Genomic DNA, 26,478 nt, shown 5'->3' with positions numbered 1-26,478 from the left:
ATCACAGAGAGCTTCATGCATACCGCTAGGGACAATGCTTCGCGGCCCGCGATCGCGCCGCTTTTGCTTGCAATCGGCCTTAGCGCCAGCAGCTTTTTGACCGGGACCTCGGCCCTGGCACTTTCCGAGCTGCAGAAGACCCCGGGCCAAGCTGAACAAAGCGCTCAGGGCCAAGGCAGCGAAAAGCCCGCAGCATCGCCAACGGCGCCCGGCGTTCCGATGCCCGACCCGCTGGTCAACTCGCAGGCCGGCCAGGGCAACGACAAGACACCCGGCGCCCAGGACAGCACGAAGCCTGTCGAAGTCATCTACGATATCAGCAAGGTCCCCGAGCCCGTTCGCAAGATGCGCGAGCAGATCGTCGAAGCTGCCGCTTCGGGCGATCTCGAGCGGCTGCGGCCTCTGCTCGGCACAGGCTCCGGCCAGACCCAGGTAACAGTCGGCGAGCCGACCGACGATCCAATCAGCGCACTCAAGGACCTTTCGGGCGATCCCGAGGGCGACGAGATCCTGGCGATCATGCTCGACATCATTTCCACCGGGTTCGTTCATGTTGGCCAAGGCACGCCTGACGAGATGTACGTCTGGCCCTACTTCGCCGAGAAGGATCTCAAGGCGCTGACACCTCCCGAGCGGGTCGAATTGCTACGCATCGTTACAGCGGGTGACCTGTCCGACATGCAGGAATTCGGCGGCTATAATTTCTATCGCCTGGGCATCACCCCCGATGGCAAGTGGAAGTACTTCACCGCCGGCGACTGAGGCTTGCGAACCCTTAAGCGAAGACATACTTCTGAGCGATAACGAACGCGACAGGTGCCGCCATGCCAGCCGTATTTCTGAAGAACCGCTCGCTCATCCGGGTCAGCGGCTCAGAGGCTCAATCCTTCCTGCAGAACCTGATCACCACAGACATCGCCGCACTTTCGGCCGACGAAGCGCGGCCAGGCGGGCTCTTGACCCCACAGGGCAAAATCCTCTTCGACTTCATGATCTGGCGGGACGGCGACGGGTTCGTCATCGAGACGGACGATCATCAGCGCGACGCCCTGCTCAAGCGACTGACGATGTATAAGCTCCGGGCTGCCGTCGACCTATCGCCTGCCGGCGAAGGCGTCACGGTTTCCTGGGAAACTACAAACAATGGGCTGGCCGACAGCCGTTTTGCCAAGGCCGGCATCACTCTTGTCCGGCGACCGGGGCAGCACGGCACCGATGATCTCGAGGCTTACGATGCGTTGCGCATTTCGAATGGCATCGCCGTGTCGGGACAGGATTATGCCCTGCAGGATGCCTTCCCGCACGATGTCCTGATGGATTTCAACGGCAGCCTCTCCTTCAAGAAGGGCTGCTATGTTGGCCAGGAGGTCGTCTCACGCATGCAGCATCGTGGAACGGCGCGCCGCCGCGTCGTTACGGTGAAGGCCGAGGTGGCACTCCCGCCATCGGGGACGGAGATAACCGCCGCGGGCAAGCCGGTCGGCGCGCTCGGCTCGGTCGTGGGAAAAGGCGGCCTTGCGATCGTTCGCATCGACCGTGCCGGTGAAGCCATGGCAGCACACACGCCGCTGCTGGCAGGCGACACATCCGTTACCCTGGAATTGCCTGCCTGGACGGGGCTGACATTCCCGTCGACGGCGGACGAGGCAAGCGCGTGACCGCAAAGGCGCCGCGCGCGTGGCAACGCATGCTTTCTGGCCGCCGGCTCGATCTGCTCGACCCCTCTCCCGTCGACGTCGAGGTGAGCGATATCGCACATGGACTTGCGCGCGTCGCCCGCTGGAATGGACAGACCTCGGGCGATCACGCCTTCTCCGTCGCCCAACATTGCCTTGTCGTTGAGGACATTTTCCGCCGCCTCAACGACGCGACCGCCGAACAATGCCTGATGGCGCTGCTGCATGATGCGCCGGAATATGTGATCGGCGACATGATTTCACCATTCAAGTCGGTCGTCGGCGGTGGATACAAGGCCGTCGAAACGCGGCTGGAGGCAGCCGTCCATCTTCGCTTCGGCCTGCCGCCTCACCCAACACGCGAGCTCAAGGACAGGATAAAGAAGGCCGACACCATCGCCGCTTATTTCGAGGCGACGCAGCTTGCCGGCTTTACCTCGGCGGAGGCGCAGAAGTTCTTCGGCCAGCCACGCGGGATCACGAAGGACATGCTGTTAATGACCCCGCTGCCTGCTGTCGAGGCGCAACGCCTCTTTTGCGAGCGCTTCGAGGCAATCGAGGCCATGCGAGGCGGCAAAGCATGACCAGGATCGTTATTGCGCCCCTTTCCCTGATCGCCGAGATGGCGGTCAGGCATGGCGCGCGCGAGATGATTAGCCTGATGGCGAAAGAGCAAGCCTTTCACCGGCCTGCCGTGATCCAGGCGCACCGGCACCTCCTCCTGAATATGAATGACATCGCCTTCAAGGGAACCGGTAACCTTGTCGCGCCTGATGAAACCCATGTGCGGGAGATCATCGATTTTGCGCGCGATTGGGATCGGCGCGCGCCTCTTCTCATCCACTGCTGGATGGGTGTATCACGATCGCCCGCCGCCGCCTTGATTGCCGCTCTTTCCGTGTCGCCGGAGCAAGAGGACATGGTGCTCGTCCGCCGGCTGCGGGCTGCCTCCCCCTATGCGACACCCAATGCGCGGCTCGTTCAAATCGGTGACGACATGCTCGGCCGCAGGGGACGGCTGGTCGATGCGGTTCGCGTTATCGGACGAGGCGCCGATGCGGACGGAAACGCGCCGTTTACGCTGAACGTGGAAGAGCCGACTGCCGGAACGTTTTGAACCGATACCGGTTAACCTCCAGAGGAGGTTGATCGATGCCGCTGCAGAATTATCGCGATACGTTTGTAAGCTGTTTGGCGACACTCGGGAGCCTGACAAGCGCGTCCGACGAATATGCGCGGTTTCGGTGGCAAGCGATCTATCTCACGCGTGACCGATTTTCCTATTTCTTCCGCGGAGATCTGGATGGTGTCAAAACCAGCTTCTTCGGCCAGCAGATGGACGTGACCACCGGCGCCACTCGATCGGTTCCGACGCGCTCGATCACGCTTTATGGGGCGACATTCGGCCTGAACGAGGCCATCACCGTCTATGATGGACCGCAGAAGTCTGTCATCGACGTCGCGCATGCCTTCAGCGACGAAGGTGCTGAATACCAGGCTGAGTTCTTCTATGTCAGGATGAACCTGCTGTACTGGGGAGAAGACGGCCGCATCGGCTTCGGCATCGATCCCCTGCTGCGCGAAAACACCAATATCATATTTGTCGGGCTGGAGGACCACGCCACCGCCGATCTGCTCGAAGCGAGCAGTGCCGGGCAATGGGTCGCGACGGATAAGCCCATGGCATCAAGCGAGTGGTACGCCGAGCGATACTACTATCGCTGACGTGCAGCTTAGCTTACTTGATGACGCCGCACGCCAGGCGCTCGCCCGCATCCCCTGCAGGTTGGCTGCGATAATCATCGGAACTGGCGTGAACGATCAGCGCTCGACCGCGGATGCCATCGGTCTTGCCGTCGAGGGTGACCATGCCGTCAAAGATCTGCGCCCGCAGAACACCATCTTGGTCAACATACTGATTAGGCATGTCACCGGCGTGGGGTCCCTTTGCTGACAACAGACCATGCTCAGCATTGGTCGGATTGAAGTGTTTTCCAGCCGACTCGTGATGCCCGGCCGCGTCGCAATTGCCGGTCTCGTGGACATGGAATGCGACCCATTTGTTCGCAGGCAATCCAGCGACTTCGACCTCGATCAGTACACCGCCGTTCGCTGCAGCCGTCAGAGTGGCCCGACCGCTTGCCTTTCCGTCACCGCCGACGAAGTCCGCAGTGGCCGTTTGCTTGTCCTGAGCCAACGTGTCCGAAGAGACCGCAATGAACGCCAAAGCGGCAATCGAGAGGACTGTTTTCATTGGAGCTTCCTTCCCTTGCATCGCTGTTTTCAACGTGCGAGGCGTGAAGCTGTTCCTGAAATGGCAGCAAAGAAAAAAGCCGACCCCTGGGCCGGCCTTGCGAATTTGGCGCACAGCGCGATCAGGCGACGGTATCGAGATCGTACTGACCGTAGGTGCTCTTATACAGATCGTTGGAAGCGTTATGCTGCTGATAGAAGTTGACGCTTCCGCTCTCGCGAGTGGCCATCATGAACGCAAGCACGCCGTCAGACAGCTTGGGTGCAAAATCCTGGATCGTATCTTCTTCGCCCAACTGCTTTAGAATGCCCGGCTTATCATCAGCCGCCCGCTCGCCCCTGCTCAGCACGCCGTCGCCATTTGTGTCCAGCCGCGACAGCGTCGCGAGATACGCGTAGGACGTATCACTAACCGATGAAACCTGGCTCATACAAACCTCCATTCACCGCCGTTTCGGTGATGTTTGTACGCAATACGAAATGGGGAAAAACAAAGATTAATCGGTCGTTAAACTGATTTGCGCACTGCGTCAATAAGCTGTTAACATGCCATTAACCATGATTGACAAAGTGTGATCTTGGCGCATCAGCGACGTGTGGCCCGGGCTCAGATCGCCTGCATTTGCGCGCATTTCGGCTGAAGCAGCCAAATATAGTGCCAGCGATATATTCGTTTGCGTTGCAATGGAATTTTAATGCGACCAATGGATTATCTTTGCCACGGTGGCACATGCCGGTTGAGTTTAAGATTGTATTGACGATAGTTTTTTGATTGTTTCAGAAGGTCCTTTCATGTCTGACGCGCCGCGTCGCAATTGCAGGTTAGCAGGCGGTTCATTGGGCTCCGCACACCTTCCTTTCTCTCCCGACGTGGAGATTGCCGCAAATGGACGCTGAAGCCCTTTTTCGGCAGCAGTGCACAACCGCCGTCAATGAGGACGGGTCTGCCGACGCCGAGCGTCTGATGGCTCTTGTCGTCGAGACATATCGGCTGCAGGCAGGAAAGAAGCGCGCCGCCGAGGATCGTTCTCGACTGCTCGTCAAGGAAAACGGCGAGCTGAAGGGCAGCCTCTTTGCCTCAAAGGAAGACCTCGCGGAGCAGAAGCGCCTCTTCGGGATCGTACTCGACAACCTGCCTCAGGGCCTGAGTGTCTTCGACTCGGAGCAGCGGTTAATCGTCTGCAACATCCGCTTCCGGCAACTCTTCGGGTTCAGCAGCGAGGAGGCCTCTCCCGGCGCTTCGATGGGATCGTTGATCGCAAAGATCCGCGGCAACGAGCGAGTTGAGAAAAAGGTTTCCCGTTTGCGTGACGCCGCCTCGCGGGGCGGACACATCCGTCACCGCGAATGGGTGATGGAAGACGGCCGCACGATCCAGAGCGTTATCACCGTACTGCCCGATGGGAGCAATATTTCTATCCACGCCGACATCACCGAAGACCGAAAAGCGGCCGAGCGTATTGCCTATCTCGCTCATCACGATCCGCTGACGGGCCTGCCGAACCGCATCAGCCTCAGGGAACGCATCGACACCGCGCTGGCCGCCCGCAAGCCGGAGGAACACATCGCCCTCGTGCACCTCAATCTTGATCGCTTCAAATCAATCAACAACACGCTCGGCGTTTCGGCCGGTGACAAGATCCTGCGGCAGGTGGCCGAGCGCATCCGCATGTCGGCCGGCGCTGGCAATGTGCTGGCACGCCTTGGCTCGGACGAATTTGCGGTTCTCCAATCCGGGCGGCAGCAGCCGTGGAATGTCACGGCTCTTGCCGACCAGATCCGGCGGGAACTTTCCGAGCCGTTCGTTCGCGGCGACAAAGCCGTCGAGCTCAGCGTGTCGATGGGTATCGCCATCAGTCCGCAAGACGGAACGGAGACGGATGTCCTGCTGAAACATGCCGGCGTCGCGCTGTCGCACGCCAAGAGCAGCGGCGGCAACGGCGAACGTTTCTTCACCGCCGAGATGGAAGCTGAAATCGAAGCGCGGCATGCACTGGAAGCGGATTTGCGCAAAGCCGTCGAGCGAGAGGAGTTCGAGCTTCATTATCAACCGCTCTATGATCTTAACCAACAGCGGATCTGCGGTTTCGAGGCGCTCGTGCGATGGAACCACCCGACGCGTGGTCGAGTGCCGCCGCTGGAATTCATCCCTCTTGCGGAAGAGGTCGGGCTCGTGGTCGACATCGGACGCTGGGTGCTGCGCCGCGCCTGCCGCGATGCGGTGCACTGGCCGGAAGATATCAAGGTCGCGGTCAACGTTTCAGCCATTCAATTCACGAACAGTGATCTGCCGGCCGATGTCGCCGCGGCACTGGCAGAAACACGGCTTGCGGCCTGCCGTTTGGAAATCGAGATCACCGAGAGTGTGCTGATGGAAAATCTCGATGAGGCCCTGCCCATCCTGCACGTGCTCAAACAAAGCGGCATTCGCATCGCCATGGACGATTTCGGCACCGGCTACTCATCGCTGAGCTATCTCCGGCGGTTCCCCTTCGACAAGATCAAGATCGACAAGTCGTTCGTCAACGGTATCGTCGAAGACAGGGAAGCCTTTGCGATCATGCGCGCCATCATCCTTCTCGGCGATGCGCTCGGCATGCGCGTAACTGTGGAAGGTGTGGAAACGGCCGAGCAGCTGGCGCTGTTGCAGCGTGAAGCTTGCGATGAGATCCAGGGCTATCACATCAGTCCGCCGCGGCCTGCCGTCGACGTGCCTTACCTGTTGTCGCAGCCACCGCAACACACCAGCGCAAGGGCGAGCTGACACGCACTTCGTTGCGACTCGTGGTTCCTGCGTTTATGGAAGGGCACCCTCTTCCAATGCGGTGATCCCATGTTCCAGGCGAAGGCCTTCGCTCCATTTGAAAACCTTGCCACCGAGCTCGTGCCGCATTCGTCGGAAGGCGACGACGGCTCGCATGACGTTGCGCATGTCTTGCGTGTCTTCAAGAACGCGATGCGAATCCAGGCTCTCGAGGGTGGCGATGCAAGGATCCTCGCGGCTGCCGTCCTACTGCATGACTGCGTCGCCGTGGAAAAGAACTCCCCCATACGATCGAGGGCCTCTGCACTGGCGGCAGAGAAGGCATCGGCTATTCTCGCAGGGCTTGGCTGGGAGGGCAACGATATCGCAGCAGTCGCGCACGCGATCGTCGCGCACAGCTTCTCCGCGAACGTCGCGCCGGAGACCCTGGAGGCCAAGATACTGCAGGATGCCGACCGGCTGGATGCGATAGGCATCGTCGGCGCCGGGCGTTGCTTCTATATCGGTGGGCGGATGTCGTCCGCGCTCTACGACCCGTTCGATCCGGCTGGCAGCAATCGAGAGCTTGACGACAAACGATATGTCATCGACCACTTCCAGACCAAACTGTTCAAACTGGCGGATGGCTTTCAGACGAAAGCAGGCCGCGCGCTCGCGGCCGAACGCGATAAACGGCTGCGAGACTTCCTCGCGGCATTCATGGACGAAATCTAGGAGCACTTGATGCGTATCACCGATCTTTTCATCTATCCGCTCAAGAGTGCTCGAGGTATTGCCCTGCCGTCCTCGGAGATCGATGCATCCGGGCTGCCGGGCGACCGGCGCGCGATGATCACTGATCGGGGCGGACACTTTATCACACAGCGCGAGCTGCCCGAGCTTGCGCGCATTGCCGTGCAGGCCGGGCCTTCTCAGTTCCATCTCACCATGGGTGGTGACAAGCAGATGATTGCGCAGATCCCGATGGCCGCAAGGCGAATGGACGTTTCGATCTGGAAGTCCATCGTCAATGCTGCGGTTGCCGATGACGTGGCGAATGACCAACTTTCCGCTTGGCTTGGGCGAGACGTGAGACTGGTGTTTTTCGATGAGGATGCCAGGCGCTCCGCCAGCGCAGAATGGGCCGGCGAAGGCACACCGGTTACATTTGCCGATGGCTACCAGATCCTGGTGACGACGACCGGCTCCCTACGGGCACTGAATGCCGACCTCGAAAGGCACGGCGAAGGTGGTGTCGGCATGGAGCGGTTCCGGCCCAACATCGTCCTCGATACCGATGAAGCTTGGCAGGAAGATCGTTGGGCAGCGATCGAAATCGGAGGCATTCGTTTCGATCTCGTCAAACCCTGTGCGCGCTGCATCATGACGACGCAGGACCAATCGACCGGATCGCGCGACGTTCCCAACCCGATGCCAGCCATGGGCCGCATTCGGATGTCGGCGGACCGGCGCGTACCCGGCCCGCTCTTTGGCTGGAATGTCACGCCTCGTGGGATAGGTCGGATAGCGATCGGCGACCCGGTCAAGGTCATCGAAGAGAGGCCTGAGGGCTGGGCTTTCAAGATTCGACACCGCGACTAGGGGAAAACCTGCGCAAGCGCCTCGTCTATTTCCATCATGACCGCTGGCGATAGCGGTCCTTTGGCCAGCGCACCGGCGTTTTCTTCAACCTGGGCGACGGTGCGGAAGCCCGGGATCGGCAAGGTTCGGGGTGAGCGCGCCCAGAGCCACGCCAGAGCCCCTTGCGTCAGAGTTCGACCGTCGGACGTCAACCGCTCGCGAACCGCCTCCAGTCGGGCTGCGAACTCCGGCGCGATGCGCCCATCCTTGAAATAGACCATCCAATCGAGGCTCGCACCGCGAACATCCTTGTCGCCGACCTTCGTGTCGGCGCGGAATTTTCCGCTGAGCAACCCCATCGCGAGCGGCCCGCGGTTGATCGAGATCAGTCCATGCCGTTCGATCACCGAGATCATATCCGGCACCGGCTCGAAGACGTTCATCGTGTGCTGGATGGAAACGAAACCACGACGCTCGGCATGTCGTGCAGCACGATCCGGAAAATCGGTGCTCCAGCCGAAGGCGTCGATCTTGCCCTCGCTGCGCAGATTCTCCAGCGTTTCGAAGACCACGTCTGACTGCTCCAGCGGAAAATCGTTCAGATGAAACTGGAGCAGATCGAGGCGATCCCGCTTCAGCCGACGGAGCGATGTTTCGGCCGAGCGGCGAATGAAAGCTGGATCGGCGAAGGCGCCGGTCGCCTGCTTTGTCTCGGGGTCGGTGGCAAAACCGAACTTGGTCGCGATGACAATATCACTGCGGTTGCCGATCGCGCGCCCGAGGATCTCCTCTGAATGCCCCGCCCCATAGTTTGAAGCCGTATCAAAGAAACGGATACCGAGCTCGATTGCGCGATGAATGGCGGCGACGGACACGTCGTCATCGACCTCGCCCCAGCCGAGCGGCGTATCGCCGGCATAGAACGGCCCGCCGATCGCCCAGCAGCCCATACCCAATCTGGGTATTTCATAATTGTTCCAGAGGTTTATCGTGGTCGTCACATTGGGCTTGGTCAGCATCGTCTACTCCTCCGATCGCTGGGCTGCATGCAATCGAAATAGGCAGGCGCGTGAGGCGCGTAAAGCACCTGCTCTGCATGATATTTTTCACCAATGAAAAGCGGTCGATCAGGCCGGCAGTTCGTCCTGCGTGGCGGCTGCCTTCAGTGCTTTCAGCGCCGCCTGAACGAAGCCCTCGCGTGCAGCCGCCGCCTCAACTCCGCGCGGCTCATAGACATGGCGATGGAGAAAGAATGCCGTTAAGCGGAACGCAGCGTTGAGGCTGTCGATATCGGCCGCGCAGTTCGCCTCGCTGTTCAGGAATGACGGTAGGAGCAGCATCTTGTCCGCCCATGGCGCCCCCGCAGTCCGACTGACCGCCCTGCCCGACTTCGGCGACACATAGGCAAGGTCGCAACGCGCGCCCGTAGCGGCACATTCGGTCAGATCGAGGCCGAAACCAAGGTCGTTCAGAACTGCGAGTTCGAACCGGACAAAAAGCTCACCGGCATCGGCCGGATTGTGGAGATTGTCGAGGATGACCTCAAGCGCTTCGAAGAGATGCGGATGCGGATCTCGTTCCGGCAAAAACCGCAGCAGCGCGCCCATGGCCTGCACACCATAGACGGCAGTCGCCGTTTCCATCAGGCGCGCGGCCCGCAACGTCAGCGGCTCGATGCGAAACTCGCCAAGGTGCTCATCAAGGCGCGCGCGCCATGTGACCTCGACCTCATTGCCGGGCTGAAGGACAGGTTGCATGGCCCGCGACCGGCCGGCACGGACCATACCCAGATGGCGCCCGCGCTCACGCGTCATCACCTCGGCGATAACGCTCGTCTCGCCGTGGCGCTTGACGCCCAAGATGATTGCCCGGTCGTGCCACTGCATCGGATGCGAACCTTAAACCTTCGATTCGATCCTACCGCAACACCGGTGCTCTGTCATGAAAAGGCATTAGACGCTGGCTGGGAAGAGCTTCTGAAGGAAGTCGCGCATCGCCGATTCGCCAAACGGTTTGACGAGCAGCGGCACATTCTGGAGGTCTTCGGGAAAATCCTTCGTGTCCGAATAGCCGCTCACAAACCCAAACGGGATATTGATGTTGGCCAAATGACGGGCGAAATCAAAGCTCATGACTTCGCCAAGGTTGACGTCCAGCAACGCGAAATCGAAGGTCTCGGTCCTGGTCGCCTCCATTGCCTGGTCGAGGCTTGAGACGATACCAATCGTTTCCACGCCCACCTGGCGAAGGATATCCTCGGCTTCCATCGCGATGATCAAACTGTCCTCAAGGACCAGAACACGGTTTGCCTTCATACCCAATACGCCCCTCGCTGAGTGTCATCGAAGACGCTCGGCATTGCATTTCCCGGATTTCCACCTCTGACGCCCCATGGCTCATAGGCCGACAACCATTTACCGCTTAACTTGCATAGCCGCTTTTTCGTTTCGCGTCGATAAAAAGCAAAGCAGGAAGAAAGATGGCACGGAGGACCTTAGGTCCCCTTCGCGTGATGTGCATTTAGAAAAGACATGCCGGCGAAGCGTATCATATGAATGGACGGACTTTTTCTCCGAGCCCCTCCCAGCCGGCAGCATCCATCAGGCCTTCGCCATCGAGCACCTCGCAGGCACGCTCCTGCCAGCGGATGAGGTTACGATTGGCGAGTTTTTTCAACGTCTTGTTGGTATGAACAATCGAAAGGCCCAACGTGTCGGCCACATGCTGCTGCGTGATCGGAATCGAGGCATCGCCGTTGAAGAGCTTCAACACCCTTCCGCGCTCAAATAGGAAGGCGATGAGGTAGGCGGCCCGTTCGAGCGCCGTCCGACGGCCAATGCTCAACAGGTGTTCGTCAAGGATGCGTTCTTCTTGGGCAGCAATCCAGGTGATGTCGAAGGCCAGAGACGCATGCTTGGTATAGAGGGTCATCAGCTTGTCGCGCTCGAAGACGCAAAGGGACACAGGCGACAACGCTTCGACGGAATGCTGCATTTCCCCCATGATCGTTCCCTGAAGACCGATCAGATCACCCGGCATGACATAGTTCAGGATTTGCCGGCGCCCGTCCTCCAGTGCCTTGTAGCGGAAGCCCCAGCCGGAAAGAACGGTGAACAGGTGCGCACTATGTGCGCCCTCGACGAGGATCGTGGCACCGGCATCCACGGCCAGCTCGCCTCTCTTGAACTTCGAAACGAATTCGAGTTCTTCGCTGCTGAACGCCCTGAATGTCGCCATAGCACGCAACGGACAGCGCTCGCACGGCGTTTTGAACGAGGAAGTGGGGCGCGGGGTCGCCATACAGGCCCTTGTGCTCAAAGGAAGAGCGCCGCCGGGATTGGCGCGCTTCACATAGGAACACCCGAACCCCGAGCGTTGTTCCACACGGCAGTTTTTACTATAGAAACAAAGCCGTAGAAGGGGCAGTCCTACTTCGGGAAATCCAACCCCATTTCGCGGAAGCGCTCGGGGTCATCGCCCCAGTTTTCGCGAACCTTCACGAACAGGAAAAGATGGACCGGCTGCTCGAGGATTTCGGAGAGCTCCCGTCGGGACGCCGACGAGATCGCCTTGATGGTTTCGCCGCCCTTGCCAAGCGCGATCTTCTTCTGGCTGTCGCGTTCGACGTAGATCACCTGCTCGATCCGGACCGAGCCGTCCTTGCGCTCTTCCCACTTCTCCGTCTCGACATGCGATGAATAGGGAAGCTCCTGATGCAGGCGCAGGAACAGCTTCTCGCGGGTAATCTCCGCCGCAAGCTGGCGCATCGGCAGATCGGAAATCTGATCTTCGGGATAGTACCAAGGTCCCTCGGGCAGCGTCTTTGCCAGATAGTCCATGACGTCGTCGCAACCGGAGCCATTCTCGGCCGAGATCATGAAGGTATGAGTGAAGTCAATCTTCTCGTTGGCGGCTGCCGCGAGCGCCAGCAGATCTTCGCGTTTGACGCGGTCGATCTTGTTCAAGACGAGGATTTTCGGCTGATGCACCTCCTTGAGGCCCTCAAGAATGGCTTCCGCATCACCGCGCAGACCGCGTTCGCTGTCGATCAGCAACATGATCAGGTCGGCATCCTTGGCGCCGCCCCAGGCCGATGTGACCATGGCGCGGTCGAGCCGCCGCCGCGGCTTGAAAATACCAGGCGTATCCATGAACACGACTTGCGCATTGTCGTGGATCGCGATGCCGCGCACGATGGCGCGCGTCGTCTGCACCTTATGGCTGACGATGGAGACCTTGGCACCGACCAGGCGGTTGACCAGCGTCGACTTGCCGGCGTTGGTCGCCCCGATCAGAGCGACGAAGCCCGACCGTGTCGCGCCCGCAGTTTCAGGGGCGTCATCCGCCATATCGTGTTCTTCCGTCATTTATCCCGTCAGTTTCCGGCAGAGGATTTCTGCCAAATGCCTTCGCGTTCCAGCATTCGTGTGGCTGCGACCTGCTCGGCAGCCCGCTTTGAGCGCTCAATGCCCGTTTCGGGCTGAACACCGGCGACCTCCACTGTCACCGTGAAGCGCGGATCATGATCCGGTCCGGTGCGTTCTTCAACCCGGTAGATCGGCGTGATGCCGAATTTGGCATGCGACCATTCCTGCAACTCGGTCTTCGCGTCGCGCCTCGCGCCGTCGGCCCGTGCTGCCCGCTTCTCCCAGAATTTCAGGATAAACCGGCGGGAAACTTCCAGACCGCCGTCGAGGTAGATCGCCGCGATGAGGCTTTCGACCACATCAGCGCGCACATTCATCATGCGCTTGCCGGTCAGCTTCTTCACGTCGGCGCCGGTGCGAATGAAGAGGTGCAGGCCGAGTTCATCGGCGACTTCCGCACAGGTATCGGCGCTGACGAGCTGATTGAGGCGCACCGAAAGTTCGCCCTCTGTCGCCGCGCCGAACGTGCGGAAGAGCAGTTCCGCGACGCAAAGGCCAAGCACCCTGTCGCCAAGAAACTCCAGCCGCTCGTAGTTGCCGCCTTTCTGCGTGCGGGCACTGGCATGCGTCAACGCCCGGTCCAGCCGCTCTTTCTCGGCGAACTCGTGACCGATCAGGGCTTCAAGCCTTGTCCGATCCGCCGCCGAGAGCGTCTGCGCCTTACTCATTCAACGCCCTTGAAGAGACGATCCCAACGCATGTTCGTCGGCCATTTCCAGATCTCGCGGAACGAAGTGTCGTTGCCGAGCGAGAAGAAGATGACGCTGGCTCGACCGACCAGGTTCTCCGCAGGCACGAAGCCGACATCGAAGCGGCTGTCGAGCGAATTGTCGCGATTATCGCCCATCATGAAGTAGTGACCTTCGGGAACGATGAACTCGCGCGTGTTGTCGCCACGGGAAACCGGGGACTGGTCCAGTGTGTCGTAGCTGACGCCGTTATCCAGCGTCTCGCGGAAAACCGGCACGTCCTGGCCCGGATCCTGCGCGTAGTCGGAATTGAACGTGCCATCCGGCACCTTCGGAACCGGCTTGCCGTTCACGTAGAGAACGCCTTCCGTGACCTGAATATGATCGCCGGGAAGACCGACCAGCCGCTTGATGTAATCGACATCGGGATTCGGCGGGAAACGGAAGACAACGATGTCACCGCGCTTCGGCTCACTCGCGAAGATACGGCCGCTGAACAGGTTCGGCGAGAAAGGCAGCGAGTACTTCGAATAGCCATAGGCAAACTTGTTGACGAAGATGTAGTCGCCCACAAGCAAAGTCGGCATCATCGAGCCGGAGGGAATGGTGAACGGCTGAAAAAACACCGTTCGGATAACCATCGCCAAAATCAGCGCCTGGGCGATGACCTTGATGTTTTCCCAGAGGGCGTTCGGCTTGGTTTCGACTTTTTCGGACACGCAGTCTTATTCCTTCAATGCACCGTCAAGGGCGCAACTCTTGTTTGCTTCTCTCTAGCGGCTTCGGCCGATTGCGGCAATGGCGCCAACATTAAAAGCGACTCTACGTCGCTGATCAGGCACTTTCCGGCAGGGCCTCTATGATGACGAAGGCCTGGGCCAAGGGGTAATCATCCGTTATCGTCAAATGAATGGCAGCCTTGTGGCCGGCCGGCAGCAATGACTGGAGCATCTCGGCCGCCCTGCCCGTCAGCTTCATCGTCGGCTTGCCGCTCGGCAGGTTCACGACGCCGAGATCCTTCCAGAAAACACCTTGCGCCATGCCTGTCCCAAGCGCCTTGGAGCAGGCTTCCTTGGCCGCAAAGCGTTTGGCATAGGAGGCCGCGCGATTGGCGCGCCGGTCGGACTTCGCCCGCTCGACCTCGGTGAAGCAGCGATTGGCGAAGCGCTCGCCAAAGCGTTCGAGGGATTTCTCGACGCGCCTGATGTCGATGAGATCGCTGCCGATGCCGATAATCATACGGTTTCCTGTACTGCGTGTAGCAGCCGCATGCGGGCACGTTCCATCAGACGCTCGCGGCGGCGCGTCTGGAAGCCCTTCACGGCGTAGAAGGTTCCGAAGTAGACGATGACGGAAGTCAAAAGCGCCGGCGGGATGGAGCCGATAAGCATCGGCTCGAGAACGGGCCGCCAGAGTTCGGAGAAATGCAACTCATGGAATAGGGCGCCAAGATCGATCTGGTGCCCCTGCATCGTATCCTGACGAGCGAGCAGCAGGTGACCGATCTCCCAGGTCGCCCCCCAGATAAAGGGATAGGTCAGCGGATTGCCGAAAGCCGCGCAACCAAGCGCGGCGGCGACCATATTGCCGGAGAAGAGATAGCTGAGCACGAAGGCCATAACGAAATGAACGCCGATAAAGGGCGTCCAGGACACAAAAATCCCTGCGGCCACACCCATGGCGACGGCGTGCGGCGACGCCGTCAAGCGCAGAACACGCATCGTGAGATAGCGCAGCGGCCGCAAGAATCCCTTGCGAGGCCATAGCAACTCACGCACTTTTTCACGAAATCCAGCAGGTTTTCGACGTCGGAACAACATGGCGCGTATGTAGTGCAACCCGCACCGGCGTGACAAGAGCGTCAAACCATCTCAGTCATTATTTGATTGCTGCAGTCTGCAGCACTCACCAGGGGCGTGATATGCAATACGCCCCTTCCATTCTTCGAGTATAGATCCGATATTAACGAATGCGGAACAGACCGCGGTCGACCTGACGCTGACGATATTCAAGATCGATACGGTCAAACGAGCCGTTCAGGTAAGCCATTTCGCGTTCTTCAGCAGTCGGTGCGCGCAGTGCGCGGGCGATCTTCTTGATCGGTGTAAACATTTCTTTGCCTCATCTTCTGTTCGTTTCCTGATGACTGGAAGATAGGCGCTCACGGCAGCAATTACCAACGCTCTAACATAGGCGCAGCCATGCGCCGTGCGCATATCTAGCCTTATATCAGTGCGATTTTCGTCACGAAACGATCACAAAATGTGCAGATGGCCCGCCAACCGGCTGCGTCGGCCTACTCGTAGAGCCGGCGGACCGTCGCGACGCATTCCAGATCCTTCAGCTGAGCAAGCAGCTGATTCAACTGCCGAAGGTCCCAGACCTCAACATCAAGCGTCATTTCGGTGAAGTCGGTTGCGACGCGCACCGTGTTGAACACGCGGATATTGACGTCGACACCTGCAACGGTCTGTGCGAGTTTTGCCAATGTACCGGGCTCGTTCAAGGCATTGACCATGATCCGCGCCATGAATCGCGACTTGTTGGCCTCGTCGAGATCCCAGCGAACATCGATCCACCGGTCGGGCTGATCATCGAAACGCTGCAGCGTCGGCGACTGGATCGGGTAGATCGTAATGCCGTTGCCCTTCTCCGTCGTATTCATGATCCCGACGATGCGGTCACCGGGTACGGCGCCGGTCGGCGCAAACTGCACATCGACATTGCTCGAAATGCCGCGGATGGGCATCGTATCCATACCGATATCGGCTTTGAGGTCTGCGGCCGCGCCGTCGACACCCGACTTCGCCTTGCCCGGTATCTTGAAGATCATGCCCGAGGCACTGCGAACGTTGAACCAACCGTCGTCACCGCTCGGCTTGGCCGTCACGCGTTCTTCCAGATGGTCCGGATAAACGGCGCGCAATACGTCGAGCGACGACATTTCGCCACGACCGACAGCGGCGATGGCATCTTCGACATCCTTCTGCCCAAGCCGATGGAGCGCGGGCTTCATCGCTTCGCGCGAGAAGATCTTGCCGGCCCGCTCGAAGGTGCGCTCCAGAATGCGATGGCCGAGCCCGGCATATTGCTTGCGGATGGCCAATCGGGTGGCGCGGCGGATCGCGGCCCTCGCCTTGCCCGTTACCACAATCTCTTCCCAGGCTGCAGGCGGCACCTGCACGCCGGAGCGAATGATCTCGACCTCATCGCCATTTGCCAGCCGGGTCACGAGCGGCATGATACGACCGTTGATCTTGGCACCGACTGTCGTGTCGCCGATGTTGGTGTGAACCGCGTAGGCAAAGTCGATTGGGGTCGCGCCTCGCGGAAGCGCGATCAGCTTGCCCTTGGGGGTGAAGCAGAAGACCTGATCCTGGAACAGCTCGAGCTTTGTATGCTCCAGGAACTCCTCGGGGCTATCTCCTTCGGCAAGCGCCTCGATCGTGTGTCGCAGCCATGAATAGGCGTTGGACTCACGCGACAGGATATCGTTGTCAGAGGTCGAAGCGGCATCCTTGTAGAGCGTGTGGGCGGCGATACCGAACTCCGCGATCTCGTGCATCCGCTTGGTGCGGATCTGAAGCTCGATGCGCTGGCTGGACGGGCCGACGATCGTCGTGTGCAGCGAACGGTAGTCATTCTGCTTCGGCGTCGAGATATAGTCCTTGAAGCGCCCGGGAACCACGCGCCAGCGGGTGTGAACGATACCGAGAGCCCGGTAGCAAGCCGGAATATCATCGACGATGATGCGGAAGCCGTAGACGTCCGAAAGCTGCTCGAAGGACAGCGACTTCGACTGCATCTTGCGGAACACGGAGTAAGGCTTCTTCTGGCGTCCCTTGACGATGGCGCTATTCAGCCCGTTCGCAACGAGCAGATCGCCCAATTCGGTCTCGATCTTCTTGACTAGACCTTCGTTACGCTTCGAAAGCTCCTCGAGCCGCCCAGTGACGGTCTCGTAGGCCTCCGGGTTAATGTGGCGGAAGGAGAGGTCTTCCAGCTCCTCGCGCATGTCCTGCATGCCCATGCGTCCGGCAAGCGGCGCATAGATATCCATGGTCTCTTCGGAAATGCGCGCACGCTTTTCCGGCGACATGTGATCCAATGTGCGCATGTTGTGCAGACGGTCTGCAAGCTTGACGAGCAGCACACGCACGTCGTCGGAGATGGCGAGCAGCAATTTGCGCAGGTTTTCGGCCTGCTTGGCCTTCTTGGTGACGAGATCGAGCTTCTTGATCTTCGTCAGTCCCTCAACCAGCCGACCGATGTCCTCGCCGAAGAGTTCATCGATCTCGGCGCGCGTCGCAGTCGTGTCCTCAATGGTGTCGTGAAGCAGCGCGACGGCGATCGTCGACTCGTCGAGATGCATGTCGGTCAGGATCGCGGCAACTTCCAGCGGATGCGAGATGTAGGGATCGCCGCTGGCACGCTTCTGTTGTCCATGCTTTTGCATTGCATAGACATAGGCTTTGTTCAGCAGGGCTTCGTTGGCATCGGGCTTATATTTCTGAACCCGCTCCACGAGCTCGTACTGCCGCATCATCCCGAAACCACTCCATTAAAAAAGAAAAGCGCGCCAATCACGGATTGGCGCACATGATATGCAATAATATGCCGAAGCAATAACGGCGCAAGGTTGACGATTAGTAATCGTCGCTCTTTTCCGGCGGCACGAGGCCTTCGATGCCAGCCAGAAGCTCTTCTTCCGACATCTGGTCGAAGGTGATCGTTTCCGGCAGATCATCCTGCTCTTCGCTGTCGGCCGCAGCGCCGCTGCCAGCTGCAATGAGGCTCGCCGGATCGGGCTCGGGCTCGTCGATTTCGACGTGCTTCTGCAGCGAGTGGATCAAATCTTCCTTGAGATCATCCGGAGAAAGCGTCTCGTCGGCGATCTCGCGAAGAGCCACAACCGGGTTCTTGTCGTTGTCACGATCGATGGTGATCGAGGCGCCCTGGGAAATCAGCCGCGCACGGTGGCTGGCAAGCAGAACCAGCTCGAAGCGGTTCTCAACTTTATCAATGCAGTCTTCTACGGTGACACGGGCCATTGCCTGTCCTTTACGGTCCTGATCTCGGGATTAACACGCCCGATACAATTAAAACCGGACAAATTCAAGTTTTCATTGCGCCAAGCCCCAACCGGCGAAGACGGCGAATTTTGGAACGGAAAGCGGATTTCCACCAAAAGTTGCTTGGAATATCGCGAATCGTGCCCTAAATCTTTCTTATATGAATAGTTCATAAAGTAAGAATTGTTCCAAGCGACCGCATAACCCATTGTTTTCTTGGATTTTGACGGAAGCATCACGATTGCTCACATTGGATTGGTACGCGATGTTTGATCCACGCGAAAAAATTGCTCTTTTTATCGATGGCGCCAATCTCTACGCTGCGTCCAAAAGTCTTGGTTTCGATATCGACTACCGCAAGCTGTTGAAGGCGTTTCAGAAACGCGGCTATCTCTTGCGCGCCTACTACTACACGGCACTGATCGAAGATCAGGAGTACTCTTCCATTCGCCCGCTGATCGATTGGCTGGACTACAATGGCTACAAGGTCGTGACGAAGCCGGCAAAGGAATTCACGGATTCGATGGGCCGCCGAAAGATCAAGGGCAACATGGACATCGAGCTTGCGATCGACGCCATGGAGCAATCGGAAACCGTCGACCATCTCGTCATCTTCTCCGGCGACGGAGACTTCACGACGCTTGTCGAGGCACTCCAGCGCAAGGGCCGAAAAGTCTCGGTCATCTCAACGATGGCAACGCAACCTCCGATGATTGCCGACGACCTGCGTCGCCAGGCCGATCATTTCATCGACCTTCTGTCCTTGAAGAGCGAAATCGGGCGGGATCCCTCGGAGCGACCACCGCGGCCAACCGAAACCGCGACGCCAACCGATCTGGAAGCTTAAGCCGATCAATGGAGTGCCATGACGTCCGGGCAGAAATGCCGGCCCGGCGGTTGACTAAAGCGCGTCGCCCGTTTTTTGATTCAGGTTCTCGAATCGGCCGATTTGTGATTCCTTCGTAGCTGGAAGGAGACCGATCATGGGCAAATCACATCCGATCGAGTTGCGTTCCCGTGTTGTTGCGTTCGTTGAAGAAGGTAACACCCATCGCGAGGCGTCTCGGCATTTCCGTGTGTCGCCTCGGTTTGTGAATAACCTTGTTATCCTGAAGCGTGAAACGGGCTCTCTGTTGCCAAGACGACAGGGCCATGTCGGCGGCGGCAAGTTGAGCGACCATGGAACATGGTTCCGTGAACGTATGGCTGAGAAGGGTGATTTGACGCTTGACGAATTGTGCCTCGAGCTTGCAGAGCGCGGCGTCATTGTGCATCGCTCGAGCGTTGGACGCATGTTGCACCGGCTCGGTTTGAGCCATAAAAAAAGCCTCATGGCAAGCGAGCAGCTTCGCCCGGAAATCGCTCGGGCGAGAAGTCTATGGCTCGAAAGGCGCAAGCCATTCTTCGATAAGGCTCTGGCTCGCCTTACTTTTATCGATGAAACGTCAACGAACACGAAGCTGACAAAACGCTCCGGATGGTCGCCAAAGGGCCACCGTTACCGCAGTCATGCGCCTTTCGGATCCTGGAAGACGCAGACGTTCATCGCTGGCCTCAGATCGCATTCCATGGTCGCCCCATGGATCGTCAACTCGCCAATGAATGCCGAGATATTCGAGACCTGGATCGAAACGCAACTCGTCCCAACTCTATCCAAGGGCGACGTCGTGATTGCCGACAATGTTCGTTTCCACAAAAGCGAAAAGGCCGAAAATCTCATCAGACAAAAGGGTGCCTGGCTGCTTTTTCTACCTGCGTACTCGCCCGATCTAAACCCGATCGAAATGGCCTTCTCGAAACTCAAGACGCTCCTACGAAAGAAAGCCGCAAGGAGTTTCGACGCAATATCAAATGCCCTGAGCGACATCTGTGCACTGTTCCCCGTTGAAGAATGTCGAAACTACTTCAAGGCCGCAGGGTATGAGGCGATTTAGACGCGACAAGCTTTTAGCCGTTGTCCTTGAGAAGACGGCTTTTCTGCCTATTCCAATCGCGCTCCTTCTCCGACTCGCGCTTGTCGTGCAGCTTCTTACCCTTGGCTAACGCCAGTTCTATCTTTGCGCGACCGCGATCGTTGAAGTAGATCTTCAACGGGACCAAGGTCATGCCTTCGCGATTGATTCCCGCCCGCAGGCGATTGATCTCGCGACCCGAAAGGAGGAGCTTGCGGCGCCGGCGCGGCTCATGGTTGAAGCGGTTTGCCTGCAGATACTCGGGCAAGTAGGAGTTGATCAGCCAGATCTCGCCATCCTCATCAGAGGCATAGGATTCTGCGATATTGGCCTTACCCTCGCGCAGCGACTTGACCTCGGTGCCCTTGAGCACCAATCCGGCTTCGTAGGTATCGATGATCTCATAGTTGAAGCGCGCCTTGCGGTTTTCCGCAACGATCTTCTTGACCACGCGCTCGCTGCCTTTGGGGGCCATGACACACATTCCAAATACTTGAGGGCGCGACTGCCGCGCCCTTCTCTCTTACCTTCTATGTAAGGGAACATCGCCCGCCTGTGAAGGCAGCCCTAGTGGCTTGTCTTAGTTCAGCAAGCCCGCATGGCGCATGGCGGCATCGATTGCCGTTTCCGTGGCAGGTTCCAGTGTCGAAACCAGCGGCGAACGCACATTTCGGCTCATCCGCCCCAGCTTTGCCAGGCCATACTTTGCCCCGCAGAGGCCGGGCTCCAGGAAGATTGCCTTGTGCAGTGGCATCAGGCGATCCTGATATTCCAACGCCTTCGCGTAGTCACCGGCAAGCGTCGCAGCCTGGAACTCCGCGCAAAGCCGCGGCGCCACGTTGGCCGTCACCGAGATGCAGCCGACACCGCCATGGGCATTGAAGCCGAGTGCGGTCGCATCCTCGCCAGACAGCTGCCTGAACTCCTTGCCGCAAGTCAGGCGCTGCTCGGACACGCGCTCGATCTTGCCGGTTGCGTCCTTGACGCCCACAATGTTCGAGTGGGCCTTGGCAAGCGCGCCCATCGTTTCCGGCGTCATGTCGATCACCGAGCGGCCAGGTATATTATAGATATAGATCGGCAGCTTTACAGCATCGGCGATTGCCGAAAAATGCGCGATCAACCCCTTCTGCGTCGGCTTGTTGTAGTAGGGCGTGACGACGAGGATGGCATCCGCCCCGGCTTTCTCGGCGTGTTGAGCAAGTTCGATCGCTTCACGCGTATTGTTCGAACCAGCGCCGGCCATCACGGGCGCGCGCTTGGCTGCGGCTTCGATGCAGAGTTCCACCACCCGTTTGTGCTCGGCATGCGACAGCGTCGGAGATTCGCCGGTCGTACCGACCGGAACGAGACCGCTGCTGCCTTCCTTGATCTGCCAGTCGACGTGGGCCGCAAACGAGGCCTCATCTACTTGTCCAGCATCAGTGAAGGGAGTGACGAGAGCGGGAATGGATCCCTGAAACATGCAGAACTCCTCGTGGCCGAATTCACGCTTCGGCCGCATTCCTTGAATATTGGTGGGGCACCATAGTGCGGTGAAATCGCCGCGACAAGCGCGCATGGATCGGTTTAGGGCAAATTCCGCTAGCAAATGTGAACGAAGTTTACTGACTTTGGTAAGCTTTCGTTAAGATGGCTCCCGCCAAATGGTCGGGCGTGTTTTCGTTGTGAGTGTCCCATGAAGAAAGCAGTCCTGATCCTGTCCGCCCTCGGCTTTGCCGCCGCTGCGTGGAGCAGCGCCGCGTCTTCGCTTCCGAACGAAGTCACCCCCGTTCCCGATGTAAAGCCGATCGGTTTTGTGCCGCAGACGACAATGCCGGAATCGATCGTCACCGGCTCGATTCCGCGCGCGCAGGCAATTGCACCCGTCAACAGCGATTTGAAGTCCGGCCTGGACGCGCTCTCGGACAACGATCCCCTGCAGGCGCTTTCCATTCGCGACCGCATGGGACGCGGGACGCTGGACCGGCACATTCTGACATGGGCGATTGCGGTCTCCGGGCAGAAGGGCATTCCCTCGACGGAGATTGCGTCAGCGGCGCAGGAATTGCAGGGATGGCCAGGGCTCGCGAAACTACGGGCTTACTCCGAACGCGCTCTTTACGATGAAAACCCTGGCCCGACCGCTGTCTTGGCGGCCTTCGGGCAGACATCACCGGAGACGACTTCGGGCGCGATAATCCTTTCCCGTGCACTCATCACGACCGGCAAGCAGAGCCAGGCCGCGAAATACATTCGCAAGGTCTGGCGCGGCGAGGATCTGGACAAGCCGACCGAAGACAAGATTCTGGCGGAGTTTTCCGGCCTGCTCACACCGGCCGATCACAAGGCGCGCATGGACTACCTGATGTATCGCAATCGCGCGGTGCAGGCCAAGCGCTTTGCCGACATGGGTCAGGCCCAATCGCTCTACAAGGCCTGGGCTTCCGTGATGAGCAAGGCGTCCAACGCCGGCGCACTTCTTGCAGCGGTCGACGGCCAGTGGAAGGGCGATGCCGGCTATCTCTTCGCGCGCATCGAATATCTGCGAAAACAGGACAAATATGCTGAAGCTGCCAAGCTGCTCCAGCAGGTGCCTCGCAATCGGGACGAGCTGGTCAATGCAGGCGAGTGGTGGAACGAACAGCGGATCGTCAGCCGAGGCCTGGTCGACCAGGGAGAATTCAAGGGCGCCTACAAGATCGTTGCCAGCTACGCCGCAATGACGCCGACCGATATCGTCGAAGCCGAGTTCCACGCCGGCTGGTATGCCCTGCGCGGCCTGCAGGATCCCGCTGTGGCACAGGCGCATTTCCGCAAGATTCTCGACTTTTCTAATGGACCGATTTCCGTGTCGCGCGCCTGGTACTGGATGGGACGATCTGCCGAGGCCGGCGGACCTGGAAAGGCGGCCGAATTCTACGCGAAGGCCGCCAGCTATCCGACGACCTTCTATGGGCAGCTCGCCAGCGACAAGCTTGGCCGCAAGACATTGAATGTGAGCTATCCATCGCCGACCCAGGCCGACCGCCAGCGCTATCTGTCACGCGAAGCGGTACAGGCCATTGCCCGTCTCGATGCAGCCGGCCATGGCTGGCGGGCCAAGAGCCTGTACCTGGCGCTTGCCGAACAACTGCAGAGCCCCGGCGAACTTGCGGTTCTAAGTGCGCAGGCGGAACGTTCAGACGACCACCATCTGTCGCTGCAGGTCGGCAAGATAGCCTACTCCCGCGGCGTCGACGTCGCGGCGCTGGCATTTCCGCTTGGTGTTATTCCGACGAATGCCAACATCTCCGGCTCCGGCAAGGCACTTGCTTACGCGATTGCCCGCCAGGAAAGTGCTTTCAATCCGGCCGCCGTTTCAGCTGCAGATGCCCGCGGGCTGCTGCAAATCTTGCCGGGAACGGCGAAGGCCGTCGCCAAGCGCCACAACATCGCCTATTCCAAGGACCGGCTGACGGCAGACGCCGGCTACAATGCGACACTCGGGGCGCATTATCTTGGCGAACAGATCGACGCTTTCGGCGGCTCCTACATCATGACCTTCATTGCCTACAATGCGGGTCCGAAGCGAGTACCAGAGTGGATCGGTCGCTATGGCGATCCACGCGGACAGTCGATCGATGCCATCGTCGACTGGATCGAGCGGATCCCCTTCCCCGAAACGCGCAATTATGTGCAGCGCGTGATGGAGAATTACGAAGTCTACAAGGCCCGGCTTGGCCAGCCTAGCGACATCGTCCGCGACCTGACCGACGGCCGTTCCTCCTGATCGCGATTTGCGAATATTGCCGGCCTCGCTAATCTGTCCTCGGCACAACGAGGACGATGAGCGTGGACGCGGCAAGAGATGATGGATTCCGGGCGATAACCTACCTCACGGAGGATGGACTCACTTTATACGCGCGAGACTATAGTGATCCCGAGCGCGCGAACCGGCTGCCGGTCATCTGCCTGCCGGGATTGACCCGGAATTCGCGCGACTTTCACCAGCTCGCGCTGCTGTTGTCGACCGATCCGGCGACGCCCCGACGCGTCATCACCCTCGACTATCGCGGACGCGGCCACTCCGGCTGGGATGCCGACAAGGCCAACTACAATCTCGGCGTCGAAACGCGCGATGTCATCTCGGCCTGCCAGCATTTCGCAATTGATCGCGCCATCTTCATCGGCACCTCGCGGGGTGGGCTGATTCTTCATCTTCTGGCTGAGATGCGGCCGGAGCTGATCGCAGCCGTCATTCTCAACGACATCGGCCCGAAGATTGAGCCCGACGGCCTGAAGCGCATTCGCGCCTATCTCAATTCCGCCGCGCCGCCGCGCGACTGGCCGGAGGCGGTCGCGTTCCTCAAGGCCTGCCATGGGCGGCACTTCCCTGCTCTCCATGAGCATGACTGGCAGGAGATGGCGGCTGCAATCTATCGGGATATCGACGGGAGGCTGGTGGCGGATTTCGATCCGGCGATTGCCGCCCATTTGCAAACGGTTGATTTCAACCTGCCGTTGCCCGATCTCTGGCCGTACTATGATCATCTGGCCGCAAAGCCGCTGATGGTCATCAGAGGGCAGCATTCCGATCTCCTCTCGAACAAGACGATTGCGGAGATGGCTGTTCGGCAGCCCTTACTGCAGGTGCTCGAAGCTCCCGGCCAGGGGCATGCACCGCTGCTGCATCTTGAGTCGGTCCTATCGCGTATTGCTCAATTCCTGGCGCGATCGGCGTGACGTAACGCCGCGCGTGTCATCGCAGCAAGGATATGACAAGCAAAAGAGCCCGGCTCGAAAGCCGGGCTCTCCTGATTGACCGAAGTCAGATCAGATTAGAATGCACGCTGCAGGCGGAAGTAACCGGTCGTGACGTCGTCGATGTTGTCACCGTCGAGGTAGTTAACCGTAGCCTTAGCGTAGAAGTTTTCTACGATCTGGTAGTCAACCGTCAGACCAACCTTCCAAGCGTCGTCGCTGGAGAAGTCGTTGGAGCCTTCGTCTTCCATGTAGTTACCGAACCACTGAGCACCGGGGGTGATCTTCAGCTTGTCGGTGGCCTGGATGGCGTACTCAGCTGCGACAGTCCATTCGGATTCATCGTAGTAGGAGTTCGTGCCAGATGCCCAGACAGCTGCGAGGCCGAGGGTGCCCGGACCGATGGCAACCGTACCCATAGCACGGATCGCACCTTCTTCGTTGTCGGTGTCATAACCGCCAATAACCTGGTAGGTGAAAGCGCCAGCCTTGCCGCCGAGGCCGAGAGCAACGCCGACGTTGTTCGGGTTTTCGCCGTCCTTGTAGGCGCCGTCTTCCAGCTCGTCAACCGAGATACCGGCGTAGAAGTCGCCAGACTCGTACTGATAACGGATGGAGTTGTGCAGCGTCTCATGGCTTGCGAGTACGTCGGTTTCACCCGAGAGACCATCGTCCCACCAGCTGTAGAACAGACCAGCGCGGAAGCCGGCGACGTCAAGGTAAGCCGAGTCGAGCTTGGTGTTCTGGAAGCTAGAGTTGGCAGCATCGGCATTCGCCTGCAGGACGATCACGCCGGTGAGCGGGCCGTATTCGGTATCGCTCTTAGCCGTGAACTGAACCTGGCCACGAGTGAACGCATCCCAGTCAGACGTGCCTGCCGGAAAGCCACCAGGGCCAGGGTTGCCGTGAAAAGACTGATCTGGACCAACGTCAACCTGGAAACGGATGTAACCTTCGATCTTCAGGCAGGTTTCCGTGCCCGGGATGTAGAAGTAGCCGGTGCCGTAAGCGTCGCAGACGCGTACATATTCAACCGGTTCCGGCTCAGCAGCAACGATAGCGTCAGCAGCCTGAGCACCGGAAACTACTGCGAGAGCAGCAGCGGAGCCGAGAAGAAGGCTCTTGATGTTCATATTGACCTCCAATTCAAAGTTTCGATCGGGTCTGGGTTTTTCGCCGTTAGAGCAGCGTTCCCTGCCCCATCCCCATGTTTCAAGAAGTCGGACGATCAACCGCCCTCGCTTCCGAAGTTGAAAATACAAGACCGGGACAGTCACGCAATCACCAACTTGCCCGTTTGGGGTATTTGCGACAGCCTTCCGCATGCGCTGTTGCTGAAAGGTCACAAATGCGGCACGCGCCC

29 protein-coding genes are annotated in these 26,478 nt (G+C 59.1%); 12 read left to right on the top strand and 17 right to left on the bottom strand.

Annotation, left to right across the window (positions count from 1 at the left end; all coding sequences use genetic code 11):
- Positions 1-15 precede the first annotated feature (15 nt).
- The 5 genes from ACSQ9D_RS04370 (at position 16) to ACSQ9D_RS04350 (ending at position 3,401) form a co-directional block, all read left to right on the top strand.
- Positions 16-762 carry a hypothetical protein gene (locus ACSQ9D_RS04370; RefSeq protein ID WP_436281300.1) on the top strand — a complete coding sequence of 249 codons (747 nt, stop codon included), beginning with the start codon at positions 16-18 and terminating at the stop codon, positions 760-762.
- Positions 763-824: 62 nt separating this feature from the next.
- Positions 825-1,658, top strand: a complete 834-nt coding sequence (gene ygfZ, locus ACSQ9D_RS04365) for a CAF17-like 4Fe-4S cluster assembly/insertion protein YgfZ (RefSeq protein WP_436281299.1) — start codon at positions 825-827, stop codon at positions 1,656-1,658.
- 29 nt (positions 1,659-1,687) lie between these two features.
- Positions 1,688-2,260: a YfbR-like 5'-deoxynucleotidase gene (locus tag ACSQ9D_RS04360; protein ID WP_436283763.1), complete on the top strand. Its 573-nt coding sequence runs from the start codon at positions 1,688-1,690 to the stop codon at positions 2,258-2,260.
- Positions 2,257-2,793 carry a tyrosine phosphatase family protein gene (locus tag ACSQ9D_RS04355; RefSeq protein WP_436281298.1) on the top strand — a complete coding sequence of 179 codons (537 nt, stop codon included), beginning with the start codon at positions 2,257-2,259 and terminating at the stop codon, positions 2,791-2,793. Before ACSQ9D_RS04360 ends, ACSQ9D_RS04355 begins: the two co-directional genes overlap by 4 nt.
- Positions 2,794-2,828: 35 nt before the next feature.
- On the top strand, positions 2,829-3,401 hold the full coding sequence (locus ACSQ9D_RS04350; protein ID WP_436281297.1) for a hypothetical protein: 573 nt from the start codon (positions 2,829-2,831) through the stop codon (positions 3,399-3,401).
- A gap of 13 nt (positions 3,402-3,414) precedes the next feature.
- On the opposite strand, the gene ACSQ9D_RS04345 is transcribed toward ACSQ9D_RS04350, so the two are convergent.
- On the bottom strand, positions 3,415-3,930 hold the full coding sequence (locus ACSQ9D_RS04345) for a superoxide dismutase family protein (RefSeq protein ID WP_436281296.1): 516 nt from the start codon (positions 3,928-3,930) through the stop codon (positions 3,415-3,417).
- Between the two features lie 121 nt (positions 3,931-4,051).
- Positions 4,052-4,360: a hypothetical protein gene (locus ACSQ9D_RS04340; protein ID WP_436281295.1), complete on the bottom strand. Its 309-nt coding sequence runs from the start codon at positions 4,358-4,360 to the stop codon at positions 4,052-4,054.
- Positions 4,361-4,815: 455 nt separating this feature from the next.
- Here ACSQ9D_RS04340 and ACSQ9D_RS04335 point away from each other — a divergent pair, with 455 nt between their 5' ends.
- The 3 genes from ACSQ9D_RS04335 to ACSQ9D_RS04325 all read left to right on the top strand — a co-directional run bounded on the left by ACSQ9D_RS04335 (position 4,816) and on the right by ACSQ9D_RS04325 (position 8,274).
- Positions 4,816-6,693 carry a putative bifunctional diguanylate cyclase/phosphodiesterase gene (locus ACSQ9D_RS04335; protein WP_436281294.1) on the top strand — a complete coding sequence of 626 codons (1,878 nt, stop codon included), beginning with the start codon at positions 4,816-4,818 and terminating at the stop codon, positions 6,691-6,693.
- A gap of 69 nt (positions 6,694-6,762) precedes the next feature.
- Positions 6,763-7,407, top strand: coding sequence for an HD domain-containing protein (locus ACSQ9D_RS04330; protein WP_436281293.1), 645 nt, complete (start codon positions 6,763-6,765; stop codon positions 7,405-7,407).
- A 9-nt stretch (positions 7,408-7,416) separates the two neighbouring features.
- Complete coding sequence (locus ACSQ9D_RS04325) at positions 7,417-8,274, top strand: MOSC domain-containing protein (RefSeq protein ID WP_436281292.1); 858 nt, start codon at positions 7,417-7,419, stop codon at positions 8,272-8,274.
- Here ACSQ9D_RS04325 and ACSQ9D_RS04320 read toward each other — a convergent pair.
- From ACSQ9D_RS04320 to rpoZ, 12 genes are all read right to left on the bottom strand, one after another.
- Positions 8,271-9,272, bottom strand: a complete 1,002-nt coding sequence (locus tag ACSQ9D_RS04320; RefSeq protein ID WP_436281291.1) for an aldo/keto reductase — start codon at positions 9,270-9,272, stop codon at positions 8,271-8,273. The genes ACSQ9D_RS04325 and ACSQ9D_RS04320 overlap by 4 nt on opposite strands.
- Before the next feature lie 108 nt (positions 9,273-9,380).
- Positions 9,381-10,139, bottom strand: a complete 759-nt coding sequence (gene recO, locus ACSQ9D_RS04315) for a DNA repair protein RecO (RefSeq protein WP_436281290.1) — start codon at positions 10,137-10,139, stop codon at positions 9,381-9,383.
- 66 nt (positions 10,140-10,205) lie between these two features.
- Positions 10,206-10,568 carry a response regulator gene (locus tag ACSQ9D_RS04310; RefSeq protein ID WP_037117079.1) on the bottom strand — a complete coding sequence of 121 codons (363 nt, stop codon included), beginning with the start codon at positions 10,566-10,568 and terminating at the stop codon, positions 10,206-10,208.
- Positions 10,569-10,800: 232 nt separating this feature from the next.
- Positions 10,801-11,553: a Crp/Fnr family transcriptional regulator gene (locus ACSQ9D_RS04305; RefSeq protein ID WP_436281289.1), complete on the bottom strand. Its 753-nt coding sequence runs from the start codon at positions 11,551-11,553 to the stop codon at positions 10,801-10,803.
- 128 nt (positions 11,554-11,681) lie between these two features.
- Positions 11,682-12,620: a GTPase Era gene (gene era / locus ACSQ9D_RS04300; RefSeq protein WP_436281288.1), complete on the bottom strand. Its 939-nt coding sequence runs from the start codon at positions 12,618-12,620 to the stop codon at positions 11,682-11,684.
- A gap of 8 nt (positions 12,621-12,628) precedes the next feature.
- Positions 12,629-13,348: a ribonuclease III gene (gene rnc / locus ACSQ9D_RS04295; RefSeq protein ID WP_436281287.1), complete on the bottom strand. Its 720-nt coding sequence runs from the start codon at positions 13,346-13,348 to the stop codon at positions 12,629-12,631.
- A complete protein-coding gene (lepB, locus tag ACSQ9D_RS04290) occupies positions 13,345-14,088 on the bottom strand; it encodes a signal peptidase I (RefSeq protein ID WP_007790507.1) in 744 nt (247 codons plus the stop codon). Before lepB ends, rnc begins: the two co-directional genes overlap by 4 nt.
- A gap of 115 nt (positions 14,089-14,203) precedes the next feature.
- Positions 14,204-14,608 (bottom strand): holo-ACP synthase, encoded by a 405-nt coding sequence (acpS, locus tag ACSQ9D_RS04285; protein ID WP_436281286.1) that lies wholly within the window; start codon positions 14,606-14,608, stop codon positions 14,204-14,206.
- Positions 14,605-15,189: a DUF2062 domain-containing protein gene (locus ACSQ9D_RS04280; protein WP_436281285.1), complete on the bottom strand. Its 585-nt coding sequence runs from the start codon at positions 15,187-15,189 to the stop codon at positions 14,605-14,607. Before ACSQ9D_RS04280 ends, acpS begins: the two co-directional genes overlap by 4 nt.
- Before the next feature lie 142 nt (positions 15,190-15,331).
- On the bottom strand, positions 15,332-15,481 hold the full coding sequence (locus ACSQ9D_RS04275) for a DUF3563 family protein (RefSeq protein WP_065814341.1): 150 nt from the start codon (positions 15,479-15,481) through the stop codon (positions 15,332-15,334).
- Positions 15,482-15,665: 184 nt separating this feature from the next.
- Positions 15,666-17,915, bottom strand: a complete 2,250-nt coding sequence (locus ACSQ9D_RS04270; RefSeq protein ID WP_436281284.1) for a RelA/SpoT family protein — start codon at positions 17,913-17,915, stop codon at positions 15,666-15,668.
- A 100-nt stretch (positions 17,916-18,015) separates the two neighbouring features.
- Entirely contained in the window at positions 18,016-18,420 is a 405-nt protein-coding gene (gene rpoZ, locus ACSQ9D_RS04265) for a DNA-directed RNA polymerase subunit omega (RefSeq protein WP_436281283.1), read from the bottom strand.
- 286 nt (positions 18,421-18,706) lie between these two features.
- Between rpoZ and ACSQ9D_RS04260 the strand changes: the two genes are divergently transcribed.
- Both ACSQ9D_RS04260 and ACSQ9D_RS04255 read left to right on the top strand, forming a co-directional pair.
- Positions 18,707-19,288 (top strand): LabA-like NYN domain-containing protein, encoded by a 582-nt coding sequence (locus ACSQ9D_RS04260; protein ID WP_024313696.1) that lies wholly within the window; start codon positions 18,707-18,709, stop codon positions 19,286-19,288.
- Positions 19,289-19,424: 136 nt separating this feature from the next.
- The gene (locus ACSQ9D_RS04255) at positions 19,425-20,375 is read left to right on the top strand and encodes an IS630 family transposase (protein ID WP_436281282.1); all 951 of its coding nucleotides are present in this window, start codon (positions 19,425-19,427) and stop codon (positions 20,373-20,375) included.
- 13 nt (positions 20,376-20,388) lie between these two features.
- Here ACSQ9D_RS04255 and smpB read toward each other — a convergent pair whose 3' ends face one another.
- Together smpB and dapA are read right to left on the bottom strand one after the other, a co-directional pair.
- The gene (gene smpB, locus ACSQ9D_RS04250; RefSeq protein WP_024313697.1) at positions 20,389-20,868 is read right to left on the bottom strand and encodes an SsrA-binding protein SmpB; all 480 of its coding nucleotides are present in this window, start codon (positions 20,866-20,868) and stop codon (positions 20,389-20,391) included.
- 105 nt (positions 20,869-20,973) lie between these two features.
- Positions 20,974-21,858 carry a 4-hydroxy-tetrahydrodipicolinate synthase gene (dapA, locus tag ACSQ9D_RS04245; protein WP_037117326.1) on the bottom strand — a complete coding sequence of 295 codons (885 nt, stop codon included), beginning with the start codon at positions 21,856-21,858 and terminating at the stop codon, positions 20,974-20,976.
- Between the two features lie 213 nt (positions 21,859-22,071).
- Between dapA and ACSQ9D_RS04240 the strand changes: the two genes are divergently transcribed.
- Complete coding sequence (locus ACSQ9D_RS04240; protein WP_436281281.1) at positions 22,072-24,144, top strand: transglycosylase SLT domain-containing protein; 2,073 nt, start codon at positions 22,072-22,074, stop codon at positions 24,142-24,144.
- A 62-nt stretch (positions 24,145-24,206) separates the two neighbouring features.
- The gene (locus ACSQ9D_RS04235) at positions 24,207-25,097 is read left to right on the top strand and encodes an alpha/beta fold hydrolase (protein ID WP_436281280.1); all 891 of its coding nucleotides are present in this window, start codon (positions 24,207-24,209) and stop codon (positions 25,095-25,097) included.
- Between the two features lie 95 nt (positions 25,098-25,192).
- Here the strand turns inward: ACSQ9D_RS04235 and ACSQ9D_RS04230 are convergent, their stop codons facing one another.
- Positions 25,193-26,248 carry a porin gene (locus ACSQ9D_RS04230; protein WP_436281279.1) on the bottom strand — a complete coding sequence of 352 codons (1,056 nt, stop codon included), beginning with the start codon at positions 26,246-26,248 and terminating at the stop codon, positions 25,193-25,195.
- Positions 26,249-26,478: the final 230 nt, after the last annotated feature.

The sequence above is a fragment of the Rhizobium sp. LjRoot258 genome (assembly GCF_964254185.1).
Taxonomy (GTDB): Bacteria; Pseudomonadota; Alphaproteobacteria; order Rhizobiales; family Rhizobiaceae; genus Rhizobium.
The sequence above is the reverse complement of the archived record's forward strand: the minus strand, read 5'-3'. Positions and strand labels throughout refer to the sequence as shown.